Raw genomic sequence first — 17604 nt, 5'->3', positions numbered from 1 at the left:
ATGTTATATTATTTCTTGTCATTAATTGATTGCATAAGTTGAATATCGGGATGTGGCTCAGCTTGGTAGAGCACCTGGTTTGGGACCAGGGGGTCGCACGTTCGAATCGTGTCATCCCGACCACTCAAAAAACTACTCACTAGTTGGGTAGTTTTCTTTCTATGCCCAGATCAATATAGAAAAGATTAGAGGATTTAATAGACCCGAATAGAAGAGGAGATACCTAGGGATGTCCTTAGTGGAGCTGTATGAAAAATACTGTCAATGTCAAATGTGCCCACTCCATGCACAAGGGAGGTCTCAAGTTGTTATCGGGGAAGGAAATCCATCTTCTCCCTTGATGCTGGTAGGAGAAGGGCCAGGAGCGGATGAGGATCGTTTGGGAAGACCTTTTGTGGGAAAAGCTGGACAATTATTAAGTAGAATGTTAGAGGCTGCTGAAATTCCGAGAGAGGAGATTTATATCACCAATATTGTCAAATGCCGCCCTCCCGGAAACCGCACTCCCGAACCAGAAGAAATGTCTGCCTGTATCCACATCCTACGACAACAGTTTCAATTGATACGTCCGAAATTAATCGTTCTCTTAGGTTCAGCACCTACGCGAGCGATTCTTGATCCTAAGGCGCGAATTACACAAGTGAGAGGGCGATGGATCGAGCGAAAAGGGGTCCATTTTATGCCCACACTACATCCTGCGTACCTATTACGAAACCCATCTGCGAAAAAAGATGCATGGAGTGATTTCCAGCAGATTCGAGATGCCTATCATATGCTTCTACAAGGAGATGAAAATCGGTGAAAGAAGTAATTGTTTATACAGATGGAGCATGTTCTTATAATCCTGGACCGGGAGGATGGGCTGCTGTTTTGCTATATGGCGGGCATCGTAAAGAAATCTCAGGTGGAGATCCCAATACCACCAATAACCGTATGGAGTTACAGGCTGTCATCGAAGCGCTTAAAATATTAAAGACGAAATGTAAGGTAAAAGTGCACTCTGATAGCGCTTATATCGTGAACTGCTTCCATCAAAAGTGGTATGTCAAATGGGAGAGAGAGGGCTTTAAAAAAAATCCTGATCAATGGAGAGAGCTACTTGCCCTGACACGAAAACACGACGTAGAGTTTATCAAAGTGAAGGGTCACAGCAATGTAGAGTTAAATAATCGTTGTGATGAATTGGCCCGAGCTGCGGTGCCTAGAAAATAACCCATAACTACATAATGGAAAAAGGAGGTGGACTAGGTGAACGCAATGGAATTGAAACAAAAGCTGATTGAAAAAGCAAACGAGATCGGAATCGATAAAATCGGCTTTACTACAGCGGATCCCTTTGTTGAATTGAAACAAAAACTTGTTCAGCATCGGGAATCAGGTTACGAATCAGGTTTTGAAGAACCGGATCTTAATCTGCGCACGATTCCTACACTCACACTACCAGAAGCGAAATCCATTATTGCCATTGCGGTCGCCTACCCCTCCAAAATGAGTAATCCCCCTCGTTCTGAGCCTGGAGCGTACCGGGGGATTTTTGCTAGGGCGTCATGGGGACAAGATTATCATGATGTCTTGCGAGATAAGCTGGCACTGCTAGAGGCGTATCTACTCGAATTAGTCCCTACCGCTCGAATCCAATCGATGGTAGATACTGGTGCTCTATCGGATCGAGCTGTAGCGGAACGTGCCGGGATTGGTTGGAGTGCGAAAAATACTTCGATTCTAACCGAAGAATTTGGCTCATGGGTCTATCTGGGGGAGATGATTACAGACTTATATATTCCTCCTGATGAATCGGTTTTAGATGGATGCGGTGATTGTACGTTGTGTCTAGATGTTTGTCCTACCGGTGCTCTAGTAGAGCCAGGGCAACTAGACTCGACCAAGTGTATTGCGTTTCTTACGCAAACGAAAGGATTTATAGATGAGCTCTATCGTGAAAAGATAGGAAACAGGCTCTACGGATGTGATACGTGTCAAACGGTTTGTCCAAAGAATCGAAAACGTAACTTTACTCATCACGCTGAGTTTGAGCCTGATCCTGAGTTGGTGAAGCCTCTTTTGCAACCACTTCTTACCATGAGCAATCGTGAATTTAAAGAGAAATATGGGTATATGTCAGGCTCATGGCGGGGGAAAAAGCCGATCCAACGAAATGCGATTATTGCACTTGCTCACTTTAAGGACCAATCAGCCGTTCCATTATTGAAAAATCTATTAAGACAAGATTCCCGTCCTGTTATTCGAGGGATGAGTGCATGGGCTTTGAGCAAAATCGGTGGGGTGGAGATAGAAGAGATATTAAATCAAGCATTGCATGAAGAACAGGATGAAGAGGTTCTTCGTGAGATTTGTTTTGGCTTAGAGCGAATTCAGAAATCAGCTTCCTCCTCATAAACAAAGAAAGATTGTCCTAACTATTCGTTATAAAAATTGACAATCATTACATGCTCACCTACTGTGCCGAAAGGGGTATGATCGTAGTATGAATTGTATTGGTATGATCAAAAGGAGGATCTACTTGTGAACCAGTGCCAGCCCATTATCGCTTGGAGTACATTGAAATCCCAAGTGGGTGTTATTACTGTGGCGGTGTCTCAGCAGGGGCTTTGTTATCTTGACTTTCCGAAGAAAGAGGATCCTATTTTCGGTTTGCGAATTTGGGCGAGTAAGCGAGCCCGTTCTACTCATTTCGAGCAGAATGAGCAAGCATGTACTCCAGCCCTAACCCAATTGCTAGAGTATTTTGACCGGAAACGTAAAGAGTTTGATTTGCCCCTAGATCTCACAGGTACCCCCTTTCAACAGCTCGTATATCGGCAACTATGTCAAATCCCATACGGGACTGTTGCATCTTACAAACAAGTTGCAGAGGCGATTGGAGCTCCGAAAGCAGTTCGAGCAATAGGGGGAGCAAATAATAAAAATCCGATTTCGATTGTTGTGCCTTGCCATCGAGTGATCGGTGCAAACGGATCCCTTGTTGGATACGGTGGCGGCTTGGATATCAAAAAAAAACTGTTATATTTAGAAGGATTTAGTGAAAATAAAGATTAATCTTTTTGAAAATCAATATGGAAGCGTGCTTTTTTCTTTTCTCTCCTCATACTCTGTTTCTGAGAGAGGAGAGTTTTTTATGCCAATGGAAGTATCGACGTATGTACGTGAACAAGCAGTAGCCTATGCGAAACAACATTGGAATCATAATAATCCAGCATACCTAGTGTTTTCGGATAACTGTACCAATTTTATCTCACAGTGTTTGTATGCAGGTCATTTTCCGATGGAAGGTCATGGAAATCCCCAAAAAGGTTGGTGGTACATGCATAGAGGGGGGAAAAATGACCGTTGGAGTGATAGTTGGGCTGTGGCTCACAGTTTATATTGGTACTTAAGAGAGAATAAACGCGTTCAAGTGAGGCAAGAGGCTAGACAGCTCCAGTTAGGGGACGTCATTTGCTATGATTGGGAAGGCGATGGCAAATGGAACCATAATACGATTGTAACCGGCTTTGATGAAAATGGAGAACCACTTGTACATGCGCAAACATATCCGAGTGCCTTCAGGCCGTGGAGATATCTGGATTCACCAGGTTGGACTCCTAAAACGAAGTATGCATTCTTCCATATTGTCTATTAGCTTGTGGATTAGGCATTCCTTTCGTACAATAGGGAAGAATTGTTTTCAGATGGAAGGGATGCCTACATGTCATTTCATATTGTACTCGTTGAACCTGAAATCCCGCAAAATACTGGGAATATTGCTCGTACATGTGCGGTTACGGGGGCCAAGCTACATTTGGTGAAGCCTCTTGGTTTTGAGATTGATAATGCGAAATTAAAGCGTGCGGGATTAGATTATTGGGACGATTTAGGAGTTGAGTATCATGATTCCTTTGCCGATCTCAAGCGGAACTATCCAGATGCTCGCTTCTTTTGTTCAACTACAAAAGGTTCTAGCTGGTATACAGACTTTACATATCGTGAAGGCGATTTTTTCGTGTTTGGCAAAGAGACGAAGGGGCTAAGTAACGAGATTTTAGAGGCGAATCGAGATACATTAATTCGTATACCTATGCTGCCGGTGAGGCGTTCGTTAAACTTGTCCAACTCTGTGGCGATCGTGACATATGAGGCTTTTCGTCAGATTGGCTTTCCGGGGATGAAGTAAGTGAAATGGGGCGGAATCACAGCCCCTATTTAGCCCCCTTTGGGAAACAATCCATACATATAGTACCAAAGACAAAACAAGTTTCGAAATACTAATGGATGGAACCGTTTTTTCTTATCCTTTAAATTGTTTTAATGTTTGTATTATTGTATAATATTAATATGTATCATCTTTTTCATGTCAATTTATCCATATTCTACACCTCTGATTAATAGACCCAAAGACCCCTTCATTACGAGTGATGTGAACCCCCAATTTGTTCTGATTCGAATGTGCGTACGCAACTTGTATCTCCTACTAGCATATACTAGAACTCTCATTCTTTTTTATGGATTTTGCTAGAGTTATGATGCGTATGATGTCATGAGACAAATAAATGTTAGATACTCAGACCGATTGGTTTGAGTGAAGCTGGATAGGGAGAGGGGACCTCTATGGATATTTTAAAGCGTCTCGCAGATCACCGAGAACAAGAAAAGAAGCTGTTGTGGGAAGGGACATTTACGGAATATCTGGAGATTGTAAAGCAGAATCCTCAAGTTACCCAAACGGCTCACTCACGTGTCTATGACATGATTCGTAGGGCTGGTGTTGAAACAGATTCCAATGGAAATAAAAAATATCTATTTTTTAGTCAGGAAATTTTTGGACTGGACTACGCAATTGAGCGCCTTGTCGAAGAGTACTTTCACTCAGCCGCTCGTCGCCTGGATGTTCGAAAACGAATTCTGCTTTTAATGGGCCCTGTCAGTGGAGGGAAATCAACTCTAGTAGCTATGATCAAAAAAGGACTAGAAGAGTATTCGCGAACCGATGAGGGTGCAATCTATGCGATCAAAGGGTGTCCGATGCATGAAGAGCCATTAAATTTGATTCCTAAAGAAGTACGTTCAGAGTTTGAAAAAGAGCTAGGGATTCGTATAGAAGGAAACGTATGTCCGTCTTGTCGTCAACGCCTACGGGATGAGTACAATGGACGGATTGAAGATATGGTAGTAGAGCGAGTCTTTTTATCTGAAGATGAGCGGGTGGGGATTGGGACATTTAGCCCATCTGACCCTAAATCGCAGGATATTGCTGACTTAACGGGTTCGATTGATTTTGCGACGATTACGGAGTACGGCTCCGAATCAGATCCACGTGCCTACCGCTTTGATGGGGAATTGAATAAAGCGAATCGTGGACTGATGGAGTTCCAAGAAATGCTAAAGTGTGATGAGAAATTCTTATGGAACTTACTATCTCTCACTCAAGAAGGAAACTTTAAAGCAGGGCGTTTTGCACTCATCTCTGCAGATGAATTAATCATTGCTCACACAAATGAAACAGAGTACCGCAACTTTATTGCAAACAAGCGAAATGAAGCGCTTCACTCACGGATTATCGTAATGCCGATCCCGTACAATTTACAAGTCTCCGAAGAAGAAAAAATTTATGAGAAACTGATTAAACAATCCGACTTATCTCATATACACATCGCTCCTCACTCTCTTCGTACCGCTGCTGTATTTTCCATCCTAACTAGATTAAAAGATTCCAAAAGGCAAGGAATGGATCTCATCCAAAAAATGCGCCTCTACGACGGTGAAAGCTTAGAGGGCATTAAAGATATTGATGTAGATGAGCTGAAAAGTGAATTCTACGACGAAGGATTGAACGGAATTGATCCTCGTTATGTGATCAACCGTATTTCAAGTGCTCTTATTCGGACAGATGCCGATTATATCAATGCTTTAGATATCCTCCGTTCGCTGAAAGATGGCTTAGATCAGCATCCATCGATTACCTCTGAGCAACGCGAGCTTTATCTTAACTTCATTGCCTTAGCAAGAAAAGAATATGATGATATCGCGAAGAAAGAAGTACAAAAGGCATTTGTCTACTCCTATGAAGAATCAGCAAAAGCCCTGATGGATAACTACCTCGACAATGTGGAGGCGTACTGCAATTGGCACAAAATCAAGGACCCTCTTACAGGTGAAGAGATGGAGCCAGATGAAAAGCTGATGCGTTCCATAGAAGAGCAAATTGGAATCTCGGAAAATGCCAAAAAAGCATTCAGAGAAGAGATTTTAATCCGCTTATCTGCCTACGCTCGTAAAGGGAAACGCTTTGATTACAACAGCCACGAACGCCTCAGAGAAGCGATTCAAAAGAAACTATTTATCGATCTAAAAGATATCGTCAAGATTACCACATCTACTAAAACTCCAGATGAAGGGCAACTGAAACGGATGAATGAAGTGATTGCGCGTCTAGTCGAAGATTACGGGTATACCCCTGCTAGTGCCAACGGGCTTCTACGATATGTTGGTAGTTTGTTAAACCGTTAGCCAGCAACCAGCGGGATAGTGGGAGGTGAATTTATGCTTGTATCAGAGGAGGATTGGTCCCTGCATCGTAAGGGAGATCAAGACCAGCTTCGGCATCAAGAGAAAGTAAAAGAAGCGATCAAGAAAAATTTACCTGACCTCGTAAGCGAAGAAAGCATCATTTTATCCGATGGAAAACAAGTCGTGAAAGTCCCGATCCGCTCCATGGAAGAGTACCGCTTTCGCTTCAATCACAATAAAAATAAACAGATGGGTCAAGGACAAGGTGACACGCAAGTAGGGGACGTCGTAGCGAAAGATGGTGAACCACAGAAAGGATCGGGTAAAGGGCAAGGAGCTGGAGAGCAAGCGGGCGAAGACTATTATGAAGCAGAAATATCGATGGAAGAACTCGAAAGCATTCTCTTTGCGGAAATGGAACTTCCGTATCTCGTGCAGAAGGAAATGGATTCAATTACGGTTGAAGACACACGATTCAACGATATTCGTAAAACGGGTCTTTCCGGAAACATTGCGAAGAAGCGAACTCTCTTAGAAGCCATTCGCAGAAACGGTAGACTAGGTAATAAAGGAAAGCCGAACATCTCGATTGACGACCTACGATATAAGACATGGGAAGAAATCACCATCCCACATTCCAACGCTGTTGTGATGGCTATGATGGATACCTCTGGTTCAATGGGCATGTTTGAAAAGTACGTTGCACGGAGCTTCTTCTTCTGGATGGTCCGCTTCTTACGAACCAAATATGAAAAAGTAGAAATCGTCTTTATTGCCCATCACACGGAAGCCAAGGAAGTCAGCGAAGAACATTTCTTCACCAAAGGAGAAAGCGGAGGCACCATTTGCTCCTCCGCTTATCGCAAAGCTCTAGAAATCATCGATACTCGCTATCCTCCATCCCAATTCAATATCTATTCCTTCCACTTCTCCGACGGTGACAACCTTACCAGCGACAACCAAAAATGCATCGGCCTCGTCCAAGAGCTAATGAAACGCTCCAACATCTTCGGCTACGGCGAGGTCAATCAATACAACCGCCACAGCACCCTCATGAATGCCTATCGCCATGTGAAAGATGAGAAGTTCTTGCACTACGTTATTAAAGAAAAAGGACAAGTGTACCAAGCATTGAAGCACTTTTTTGCGAAAACAGAGGATAGGAAGTAGAGTGATAGATCGCCTTCTCGAGGAGGCGGTTTTTCTTTATATAAATGCAAGAATATAAAAATCAATCTATATTATTAAAAATATTATTATAATTTATATGTTTATTTATCATTTGACTTTAGTGTATAATCTAATAAATTAAACTATTTAGTAGCCGGAGTGACGAAGCAAAATGCAAAATAATAACCTTCCTATTTTAGAAATGGGAAATAAGAAACGAATGGAAATCAAGACTTTAATCTCAAATACATTTAAAATTGAACTTGATTCAGTTGTTGATGATCTAGAGTATCTATCTATCAATGAATGGGACTCCTTAGGACATGTGAATTTAATGATTGCCCTTGAACAGAAGTATTGTATACAAATCGATCCAGATTTAATAGTCAAATTGAACTCTGTTGCTGCTATTGTAGACCATATTGAAAAGCATAATAGAACATCAGGAAACGAGTTAATGGAAATGAGTGGACAAAATGGAGATGAGTCTGAGGATTCCATTCATAAGAAGCCCGTTCATCGAGGGCTCTCTGGAGTTGTGTTTGATCGAACACGTACAACTTTCATTGATGGTCATAAGGGAAAATTACAGTATAAGGGATATTCCATTCACGACCTTGTGGAATTTTCGACGTTTGAAGAGACCACTTTTCTCTTTTTATACGGGATGTTACCCACTACAGAGGAACTGAGCCAATTCAATGAAAGGCTGAAAGTTGCGCGCGATATCCCTACTCCAATGTTTGATATGATTCGGACCATGAGTAAGGCGCATCCCATAGAGGTGCTCCGGACTGCCGTGTCTTTGTTGTCTGTATTCGATCCTGAAAAAGATGATGTCTCTATGGAGGCATTTCAAAGAAGAGCAATTAGGTTGATTTCACAAGTCCCTATCCTAGTGGCGGCTCACCAAGCTATACGACAAGGTAAAGAGCCTATCTCACCAGATCCTTCGATTTCCCATGCAGCCAACTTTCTCTATATGTTGAATGGAAAGATACCAACTGAATCTGCTGTTCGAGTGGTAGATAAAGTATTGATTCTTCATACTGATCATGGATCTAATGCTTCAGCGTTCACTGCACGAGTGGTGTCTGGAACAGGCGCAGATATCTATGCTTCATTAACTGCAGCTATTTCCGCTTTTGCCGGTCCTCTCCATGGCGGGGCAATTGAAAATGTTATGTCGATGATTCAAGAGATAGGTGAGTCCCGGTATGCAGCTGAATATGTGATGCGGATCCAGAGCCAAAATAGACCCGTTATGGGTTTTGGGCATCGAGTCTATAAAACAGAAGATCCTCGCGCCAGACATTTGCGTAAAGTTGCGTTTGATCTTAGTAGTGCATTGGGTGATTCCAAGTGCTATGACATTTTAGAGGCAGTGGTTGATGCTATGCATCCTTACATGGAAAAAGGGGTGGGTATAAACGTGGATCTCTATGCAAGTGTAGTGTATCACTTGCTTGGAATTTCTTCTGATTTATTCATATCTTCTTTTGTAGTTGGCCGTATTCCTGGATGGATTGCTCAGATACAAGAACAGTGTGAGAATAATATCCTCATTCGACCTTTACTAGAGTATGTGGGTGATACTGATCTCGCCTATATTCCGATAGATCAAAGAGGTAAAAAATCTTAATAATTTGTAATCATTTCGGAGGTTTGTTATGACTTTGCAACCCACTATTCTCCAAGTGGAAAATCAGGGTCCATTATTACACTCTGGTTTTCTGTCTAGTGTTAAACGCTTCCCAGGTAATGTAGCGTTATCTATTAAGCAAAATGAATGGACCTATACTGAACTAAATGATAAGGCTTGTCGTTGGGCATCTGCTCTATTAGAGGCCTCTGATACCACACCCAAAAGGGTAGGGATTTTCGCCTATCGTAGTTTGACTTCCTATGTAGGTGTTTTGGCGAGTTTATTTTCTGGGGCGACATTTGTGCCGTTTAATCGTAATTTTCCTATACAGCGAACATGTATGATGATGGAGTTAGCTGACCTCGATGCTGTTTTGGTTGATAAGGGTTCTTTGCCTCAGTTTTGCGAAATAATAAAAAATTTAAAACAGGTTCCTAAGTGTGTACTTTTACCCGAGTCTAGTAAAAAAGACCTAGTTCATATTAGAGCTGAAGTTCGTGATCAAACTGACTTAGAGTGTGCACCTCCATTAGTAAAATTCCCTTTTATTTCTACTAATTCAGTTGCGTATCTTCTATTTACATCAGGAAGTACTGGAATATCAAAAGGTGTGCCGATTACCCATAAAAATGTTACTCATTTTATGCAGGTGAACCAACAAAGGTATCAAATCACTGATCATGATCGATTCACCCAAACTTTTGATCAGACCTTTGATCTGTCTATATTCGATCTTTTTATGGCATGGGGATGTGGAGCTGCTGTCTGTTCTATGGATCCCATACATCTCTTATCTCCATTTAGCTTTATTCGGGAAAAGGGGATTACGGTTTGGTTTTCTGTGCCGTCTGTTGCTGTACTTTTGTGTAAGCAAAACTTCTTGAAGCAAAATAGTATGCCAAGTTTGCGCTGGAGTTTCTTTTGTGGAGAGGTACTTCTGAAAACAACGGCTGAGGCTTGGCAGTTGGCTGCGCCCAATTCGATTATTGAAAATCTCTATGGTCCTACGGAGCTTACGATTGCTTGCACGGCTTACCGCTGGGATCCGATAAAATCACCTATGGAGTGCGTAAATGAATCAGTTCCTATAGGTAAACTGTATCCGGGAATGGAGTCTCTCATCTTGGATGAAAACTTGGAGCCAGTTCCATATGGAAGTGAAGGAGAGTTATGTATATCGGGTCCACAGACATTCTTAGGCTATTGGAGCAATTCCGAGCAAACTCTTACATCTTTGGTTGAGTATAAGGATGACTCTGGTCAGACTAAGGTTTTTTATCGAACTGGAGACCGTGTTCGCTATCTACCGAGTGGAGATCTGACTTATTTAGGTCGCTTGGATCATCAAGTGAAGGTACAAGGTTATCGAGTGGAGTTAAGTGAAGTAGAAGCAATGCTCTTGCGACAACCCAATGTGGTGTCTGCAGTAGCAGTGGGATGGCCGCTTGAAAGCGGTACTATTAAAGGAATTACTGCTTTTGTTGTAGGTGCCAATCTAGATTCTAATGCGATACTTAGAGGAGTTCGAAAAGAGTTGCCCGCTTATATGGTCCCCCATACCGTTCATGTGCTTGATAAGATGCCTTTGAATTCGAATGGGAAAATAGATAGAAAAGCTCTTATGAAACATCTTGAGTCTGAGGAGATGAAAGGGGAGTACTAAATGATAAACTCTTTAAAAGATCCCTTAGGGGTTTGTATTCCTCTAGAGTTTGAACAGCAGGTCTATACATTTTGGTCATTAATGAAATTAGGGGAACGATTTGATCTAAATTTATCGCATATTCCTTATTCAATTAGGTTATTGCTTGAATCTCTTTTGCGCTCAGTGAGTATGGGGCATGTTGATATGGATACAATCGATTCGAAGATTCATGTTTTGGTTAATGGGAAGGAAAAGACTGCCATTCCCTACTTACCAAGCCGTGTACTGATGCAGGATTTCACGGGTGTTCCTGTACTAGTAGATTTAGCTGCTATGCGAGAAGCGATCAAGGAACTTGGTGGAGATCCCACACAAGTCAATCCTGTTATCCAAACGGATGTAGTGGTTGATCATTCCATAATAGTAGACTATTCGAATTCATCGGATGCTTTTGTACGAAATACAAAACTTGAATTTCAGCGAAATCAAGAGCGTTATAAACTGTTGCGTTGGGGAGAACAAACATTCCAAAACTTTCGGGTGTTCCCACCTGGAATGGGGATCTGTCACCAGATTAATTTGGAATACTTAGCAAGTGTTATTCAAGTGAAAGAATGGGGTAGTGCCCAAGTTATATTTCCAGACAGTGTTTGTGGAACAGATAGCCATACAACTATGATTAATGGGCTCGGCGTGTTAGGTTGGGGTGTCGGAGGGCTCGAAGCAGAAGCAGTTATGTTGGGCCACCCACTCATGCTTGTAAGTCCTTCTGTGGTGGGTGTGGAATTGAAGGGGAGACTTGGACCCGGGGTTACTACGACGGACTTAGTGCTGACGATTACGGACAAGTTGCGCCGTGAGGGAGTAGTGGATCAGTTTGTTGAATTTACTGGTGAAGGAATGAGATTTCTTAGTTTAGCGGAACGGGCCACCATTGCAAATATGGCGCCCGAGTATGGAGCTACCTGTGCCTATTTTCCTGTAGATGACGAGGCACTGTGTTATCTGCGCATGACAGGGCGTTCGGAAGCACAAGTAAAATTAGTGGAGAACTATTATAAGCTTCAGGGATTGTATTGGACTGAAAATGATCAGATGCCTATGTTCAATAAACTGATTGAATTCAGGCTGGATGAGGTAGAACCAAGTGTTGCTGGTCCAGTACGCCCGCAAGATCGTATTGTATTGAAGGATTTAAAAACGTCTTTCAGGGCATCTCTCGAAACTACCTTAGGTTCTCAGGAGTTTTCGCAGAACGGAAGAAACGGACCTGAAGTAAGAGTACAGCTTGATGATCAGACGATCACCCTTACCCACGGATCCATATTACTTGCCGCTATTACTTCTTGTACCAATACTTCGAATCCCGCTGTTATGATCGCTGCAGGTTTGTTGGCACGAAATGCTGTTGAGCGTAATCTGTGTGTGCCTGCATACGTGAAAACCAGCTTATCTCCTGGATCGCAGGTGGTTTCAGATTATCTAGCATCTTCTGGTTTGATGCTACCTTTGGAGGAGCTAGGATTTCATGTAACAGGATATGGTTGTATGACTTGCTCAGGTAGCAGTGGTCCAATCGATCCGCGAATTGCGCTTGCGGTGAAGGAGCAGGGTATCGTTACAAGTTCTGTACTTAGTGGGAACCGCAATTTTGAAGGGCGTATTCATCCATCTGTTCAGGCTAATTATCTAGCATCACCACCCTTGGTTATCGCATACGCCATTGCTGGCACAGTTTGTATCGATCTGGAACATGAACCGATCGGTTACGACAAAGGTACTCCCGTTTACCTACATGATATTTGGCCTTCTGATGAAGAGATTGCTTTCATGATGAGAACGTTTATTTCAAAAGATATGTATATCAAACGTTATGATCAAAAGGCCGATGAACGTTGGCAGGCAATTCCTATGGTTAAGAGCGAATTGTATCATTGGGAGGAAGATTCCACCTATATAAAAAAACCACCTTATTTTGATAAGGTGACTGCACCGAAGTCGATTATCGGAGGACGCGTGCTTGCTTTGTTAGGGGATAGTATTACGACAGATCATATCTCTCCAGGTGGAGTAGTCGATTCCAATAACCCTGCTGGTCTTTATCTTAAAGAGAATGGAGTCGAACGGGAAGCATTCAATACCTATGGTTCTCGACGTGGTAATCATGAGGTTTTAATGAGAGCCACACTTGCCAATATTCGTTTGAAAAATAAGATGCTGCCGGGAGTGGAGGGAGGATTCACAATGCATTATCCATCCAATCAGATGATGACTATCTATGATGCTGCTATGAGATACACAGCAGAGGATATTCCTCTAGTGATTATTTCAGGTAAAGAGTATGGAACGGGTTCGTCACGGGATTGGGCAGCTAAAGGTCCTAAACTCTTGGGAGTTAAAGCAGTGATTTCTGAGAGTTTTGAGAGAATCCACCGTTCCAATCTGATCTGCATGGGCATACTTCCTTTGGCATTTCAACTAGGTGAAAATTCGGGCTTTCTTGGCTTGGATGGAAGTGAAATCTATGACATTAGTGGAATTGAACAGCTTCAAGTAGGAATGAAATTAAGCGTGAAGGCCCTGAAGGAGAATGGTGATCTGGTTCAGTTTATTGTACGGGCTTGTATCGAGTCGGATGATGAGCTGAAATATTATCAAAGCGGAGGAATTCTACCCCTTGTGATAAATAATATGCTACTTTCAATGAGTCACTTTTCTAGTGAAGGAAGCAACAGGAGGATTTAGCATGGGAACAGAAGTAATGAAAAGTCCAATCGAGCTTCTGACTGAACTCAGTGTGCTAGATAAATTAAGATGGAAGAAAGATTCCGCACTAGATGCATTCGAAAGGAGGGAATGTTCCTTTAATTGGATCCACATGGGAACTACAGATGTTAAGATCGGAAAGCTTCTTTCTCTTATCCAGTCCTCGCCTGAGTTGCTACCACCACGAACGGGACATATTGGGAATTGGGAGCAAATTATGCAAGGCAGAGCGGGAATGATGGATTTTAATAATGCGATTTGTTCTAAAGGATACGGATACCCGCTACTTTACTGTTTTACTCAAACAGAAACACAAGACATGCAAAATGGTGATATTGTGTATGTGCCTGGTTCGATCGTAGAACAGGATAATAGAATGGAGCTGCCCTTGTTTACATGGGATCGATCGGGGTTTGTTAGAAGAGGACGTGAACATTCGTACTTTACTCCTTTTGTAAAAACTGAATACAGGGGAGAGTTCATTCCATTAATACAAGTTCATAAAAATCGGCTTCAGTATCAAAAATTTGAATTTCGTTTTGAACCTTCTATTGTGTATGAGCAGGAGCCTTTAGTAAAAAGGATTCTATGTGATTTGATAGAAGATGCTTCTCAACGTGAGAATTCGAGAGCCATTTTCCAAGATTTAATCAGTCATCAAGTGACTCTAGATGGAAGAATGTATAGATCAGACCTGATTTGTGAAGATAGAGGTTTCCGAATGGGAGAGGTTTTTTATTCAAGTGCGAGTGAACTAGTTGAAGCAGCCATGATACCATTTCGAGCCGTGGATGAACCAGATCAGTTCTTTCAACAAATCGATCAAATGCCTACACATATGCCACTTGTCTCCAATGTGGCCATGCGTATTTTCTCTGCTGTAGTAAGTTCGCATTATCCAGATAGAAATGTCATTCGTTCTACAATGACTCAACCATTTAACCCACACTTTCACTGGGGAGCTAGAGACATGGCAGGTTATCCACCCAAACGGAGCGGATATATTGCTACTAAGTCCAAGGTTAGGAGTTATAGGAGGATTTGTAAACTTATTATAGATCGATACCCAGAAGTAGATCCGATTTTGTTTGTAGTGATCCCAGCAGTCGTGTTTTCTTTATGTCCGACTGATCAGCATCCTAGAGACAATGAGCTTTTAGCTGAGTTATTCCTCAGAGTTAGGAAGGGAACAGATCATCTTGCAGAATGTCCAGGTCAGATGGCTATAGAGGTGGAGTGCATAACATTGCAATGGCTAGGAGAGCAAAAATCCAACCTCTCCCAATATTTTCTCGATCGCTTTATCCCTAAGTGTGGAATCTTGAATAATCAAAAATCACATGACTTTAGCCGCTCGGTTGAGCCAGAAGGATTTAGAGAGTTATCCTTTCAACAGTCGTGTATGATTGTTGGATCACTTATGGGTTGAAAACTAAAAAATGGTAACGGGGTGTAGAGAATGAAATGGAAATGTGTCATATTGGATGATTATCAGAATGTAGCTATGAAGATAACAGATTGGTCTGCTATAGCAGATAAAGTAGAAGTCACTTCGATTCACCATTATATTGAGAATGAAGATGAACTTGTAAATACCATCCAAGATTATGAGATTGTGGTCATTATGCGTGAACGTACTCCTTTTCCTGCGAGACTATTTAAGCGTTTGGAGAAATTGAAGCTGTTGATTACATCTGGAATGCGAAATGCATCCATAGATCTACAGGCTGCCTCTTCCAATGGCGTTACCGTCTGCGGTACAGCAAGTAGTTCGGAGCCTCCCACAGAGCTTGCCTGGGCTTTAATTTTAGGTTTAGCTCGAAATATTGTTGTAGAAAATAATGCATTGAAACAAAGTGGTCCATGGCAACAAACTGTGGGTACGGATTTATATGGAAAAACACTTGGTTTGCTTGGGTTGGGTAAAATTGGAGGTAGGATGGCACGAATCGGGAAAGCATTTGGGATGAATGTGATTGCTTGGAGCCAGAACTTGACACGTGAACAAGCAGAAAATACAGGTGTAGCACTGGCTGCTTCAAAGGAAGAACTACTTAAAAACAGTGATTTTGTTTCCATCCATCTGGTACTTAGCGATCGAACGAGGGGCTTAATCGGTGAAGAAGAGTTACAGCTAATGCGACCATCATCTTTTTTAATTAATACATCACGTGCAGCCATTGTGGATCAAGTGGCTCTCATGAAAGCTCTTGAAAGTAAACAAATTGCAGGAGCAGGCGTGGATGTATTTGAAATCGAGCCTTTACCGGAGCTCGATCCGTTACGGACCCTACCTAATCTACTCGCCACGCCACATTTAGGATATGTGACACAGAGAAACTACCACACTTATTACAAGGAAGCTGTGGAAGACATAATTGCATTTGTAAATGGTTCACCGATTCGAACACTCGTATAAGCATTTGAAATGATTTACGTGTAAAAATAGGGTTTCGTATTGTCTAGCAACCAAATGAGAGAGTATGAAACCCTTATTTATCCTAATGAGAAATAATGGGGTGTTTTAATGGAAAAAGCGGTGCTAATCCTCGGGGGGTTTTCTGAGATTACAGAAGAATATGTAAGATGTATTCGAAAAAGAGGTCTAAAAGCCATTATTGTAGATAGCAGAAAAAATAAGCTGAATCAATTATACAGATATAAGCAGTGTAATCCTCATCATTTTATTAATCTCGTGGATGAAATCATCTGCATGGAAGAATATTCTATGGAATCGTTTTTTTTGGTTGTGAATAATATTTTAGAGCATGATCAAATAGTAGGGATCATTCCTATAGATGAAAGATTGGTAGTAGAAACAGCCATCTTAGCGGGATATCTAGGATTGTCTAATGGAGGACTTGAGGCAGCTGTTATTTCTCGAAATAAAGAAAAGCAGAGACAGCTTATCCAAAACACTCCGTGGAAGGTTCGCTCACAAAAAGTGACGTTAGAGGAACTAATGACCACTATTTTGCCAGATAGCGGAGTTATAAAACCTATTAATAAGTACGGTTCTATGGACGTAATGATATGGTCTGATGAGAATCAAAAGAAATCGGTGCTTGATTTATTGAAAGTGCAAAAGTCTAAAGAGCAATTATATTTACTTGAAGAAAGAATTGTGGGGCAAGAGTATTCAATCGAGAGTTGGGTTAGGGATGGGGGAGTCCTGTATTCTTCTATTACTAAGAAGCAAACTTTAAAATCAGAAGGTATCGAATTCCCGGTAGAAATCGGCCATCAAGTTCACTACCGTGAATTATCAGAGGATACGATTCAACAAGTTAATGAAATGAATCATTTCGTCATTACAATGTCAAAAATTCAGAGTGCCATTGTGCATCTTGAGTTTAAGATCGATGAAAGTGGCATACCGAAAGTGATGGAATGGTGTGTACGCAATCCAGGTGATCGCATTATGGATTTGTATCTATACGCAGGTGAAGTGAACCCATACGATCTGCTTCTTTCGATTGTGTTAAATGAACCAGGTAAAGAGTACGTATCCAGTCATTCGAGTAAGAAAGTTATCCAAAAATATTATGTTTTAGAAGAAGATACCATTTTAAAAGGTAAAATGAGTCATCATGACCTACCCGTTCATTGGCCCTCAAATCCAGACTCTCAAGGGTTGGTACGAAACAGAGAAGGTGTTCTTATTGATAAAGGTCTAGATTTAACTGTATATGAATTAGGTATATTGGTCCCTCCTAATCAGAAAGCCTTACCAGTGAAGGATTCTTTAACAAGACATCTATACATTGTTTATAGTATCAACTCTTCATCATCGCAAGACATGGAAATGTCGGAGAAAATATTAAATGAAACAATCATCAATCAGCTATATGAATAAAAGAGTTAGAGGAGTGCT

At 41.6% G+C, this 17604-nt stretch carries 14 protein-coding genes and 1 tRNA gene; all 15 read left to right on the top strand.

Annotated features, from left to right (window positions below; all coding sequences use genetic code 11):
* The first annotated feature begins 46 nt into the window (after positions 1 to 46).
* The 15 genes from BT147_RS10420 to BT147_RS10350 all read left to right on the top strand — a co-directional run bounded on the left by BT147_RS10420 (position 47) and on the right by BT147_RS10350 (position 17586).
* Positions 47 to 123 (top strand) — tRNA-Pro (locus tag BT147_RS10420).
* 106 nt (positions 124 to 229) lie between these two features.
* Positions 230 to 802, top strand: coding sequence for a uracil-DNA glycosylase (locus BT147_RS10415; RefSeq protein WP_072334746.1), 573 nt, complete (start codon positions 230 to 232; stop codon positions 800 to 802).
* Entirely contained in the window at positions 799 to 1212 is a 414-nt protein-coding gene (rnhA, locus tag BT147_RS10410) for a ribonuclease HI (protein ID WP_072334743.1), read from the top strand. Before BT147_RS10415 ends, rnhA begins: the two co-directional genes overlap by 4 nt.
* A 36-nt stretch (positions 1213 to 1248) precedes the next feature.
* A complete protein-coding gene (gene queG, locus BT147_RS10405) occupies positions 1249 to 2397 on the top strand; it encodes a tRNA epoxyqueuosine(34) reductase QueG (RefSeq protein WP_072334741.1) in 1149 nt (382 codons plus the stop codon).
* A gap of 126 nt (positions 2398 to 2523) precedes the next feature.
* Positions 2524 to 3057 carry a methylated-DNA--[protein]-cysteine S-methyltransferase gene (locus BT147_RS10400; protein ID WP_072334738.1) on the top strand — a complete coding sequence of 178 codons (534 nt, stop codon included), beginning with the start codon at positions 2524 to 2526 and terminating at the stop codon, positions 3055 to 3057.
* 79 nt (positions 3058 to 3136) lie between these two features.
* Entirely contained in the window at positions 3137 to 3640 is a 504-nt protein-coding gene (locus BT147_RS10395) for an amidase domain-containing protein (protein ID WP_143187977.1), read from the top strand.
* A gap of 66 nt (positions 3641 to 3706) precedes the next feature.
* On the top strand, positions 3707 to 4171 hold the full coding sequence (locus BT147_RS10390) for a tRNA (cytidine(34)-2'-O)-methyltransferase (protein ID WP_072334732.1): 465 nt from the start codon (positions 3707 to 3709) through the stop codon (positions 4169 to 4171).
* Between the two features lie 434 nt (positions 4172 to 4605).
* On the top strand, positions 4606 to 6504 hold the full coding sequence (locus BT147_RS10385) for a PrkA family serine protein kinase (RefSeq protein ID WP_072334729.1): 1899 nt from the start codon (positions 4606 to 4608) through the stop codon (positions 6502 to 6504).
* Between the two features lie 33 nt (positions 6505 to 6537).
* Entirely contained in the window at positions 6538 to 7674 is a 1137-nt protein-coding gene (gene yhbH / locus BT147_RS10380; protein ID WP_072334726.1) for a sporulation protein YhbH, read from the top strand.
* Positions 7675 to 7846: 172 nt separating this feature from the next.
* Positions 7847 to 9316 carry a citrate/2-methylcitrate synthase gene (locus BT147_RS10375; protein WP_083426511.1) on the top strand — a complete coding sequence of 490 codons (1470 nt, stop codon included), beginning with the start codon at positions 7847 to 7849 and terminating at the stop codon, positions 9314 to 9316.
* A 28-nt stretch (positions 9317 to 9344) separates the two neighbouring features.
* On the top strand, positions 9345 to 10982 hold the full coding sequence (locus BT147_RS10370) for an amino acid adenylation domain-containing protein (protein ID WP_072334723.1): 1638 nt from the start codon (positions 9345 to 9347) through the stop codon (positions 10980 to 10982).
* On the top strand, positions 10983 to 13709 hold the full coding sequence (gene acnA / locus BT147_RS10365) for an aconitate hydratase AcnA (protein ID WP_072334720.1): 2727 nt from the start codon (positions 10983 to 10985) through the stop codon (positions 13707 to 13709).
* Between the two features lies 1 nt (position 13710).
* Entirely contained in the window at positions 13711 to 15159 is a 1449-nt protein-coding gene (locus tag BT147_RS10360; RefSeq protein WP_072334717.1) for a DUF6025 family protein, read from the top strand.
* A gap of 30 nt (positions 15160 to 15189) precedes the next feature.
* The gene (locus tag BT147_RS10355; RefSeq protein WP_072334714.1) at positions 15190 to 16149 is read left to right on the top strand and encodes a D-2-hydroxyacid dehydrogenase family protein; all 960 of its coding nucleotides are present in this window, start codon (positions 15190 to 15192) and stop codon (positions 16147 to 16149) included.
* Positions 16150 to 16257: 108 nt separating this feature from the next.
* The gene (locus BT147_RS10350; protein ID WP_072334711.1) at positions 16258 to 17586 is read left to right on the top strand and encodes an ATP-grasp domain-containing protein; all 1329 of its coding nucleotides are present in this window, start codon (positions 16258 to 16260) and stop codon (positions 17584 to 17586) included.
* Positions 17587 to 17604 lie beyond the last annotated feature (18 nt).

This window comes from Thermoactinomyces sp. DSM 45891, assembly GCF_900119485.1.
Taxonomy (GTDB): Bacteria; Bacillota; Bacilli; order Thermoactinomycetales; family Thermoactinomycetaceae; genus Baia.
Note: the sequence above shows the minus strand (reverse complement) of the source record. Positions and strands in the feature narration are given on the sequence as shown.

Bases quoted from the DNA above. Each gene is read 5' to 3' on its own strand.
- BT147_RS10375 (WP_083426511.1), top strand. From the start codon at position 7,847: ATGCAAAATAATAACCTTCCTATTTTAGAAATGGGAAATAAGAAACGA.
- BT147_RS10395 (WP_143187977.1), top strand. From the start codon at position 3,137: ATGCCAATGGAAGTATCGACGTATGTACGTGAACAAGCAGTAGCCTAT.
- acnA (WP_072334720.1), top strand. From the start codon at position 10,983: ATGATAAACTCTTTAAAAGATCCCTTAGGGGTTTGTATTCCTCTAGAG.
- BT147_RS10415 (WP_072334746.1), top strand. From the start codon at position 230: ATGTCCTTAGTGGAGCTGTATGAAAAATACTGTCAATGTCAAATGTGC.
- BT147_RS10385 (WP_072334729.1), top strand. From the start codon at position 4,606: ATGGATATTTTAAAGCGTCTCGCAGATCACCGAGAACAAGAAAAGAAG.
- BT147_RS10355 (WP_072334714.1), top strand. From the start codon at position 15,190: ATGAAATGGAAATGTGTCATATTGGATGATTATCAGAATGTAGCTATG.
- BT147_RS10370 (WP_072334723.1), top strand. From the start codon at position 9,345: ATGACTTTGCAACCCACTATTCTCCAAGTGGAAAATCAGGGTCCATTA.
- yhbH (WP_072334726.1), top strand. From the start codon at position 6,538: ATGCTTGTATCAGAGGAGGATTGGTCCCTGCATCGTAAGGGAGATCAA.
- BT147_RS10360 (WP_072334717.1), top strand. From the start codon at position 13,711: ATGGGAACAGAAGTAATGAAAAGTCCAATCGAGCTTCTGACTGAACTC.
- BT147_RS10350 (WP_072334711.1), top strand. From the start codon at position 16,258: ATGGAAAAAGCGGTGCTAATCCTCGGGGGGTTTTCTGAGATTACAGAA.
- BT147_RS10390 (WP_072334732.1), top strand. From the start codon at position 3,707: ATGTCATTTCATATTGTACTCGTTGAACCTGAAATCCCGCAAAATACT.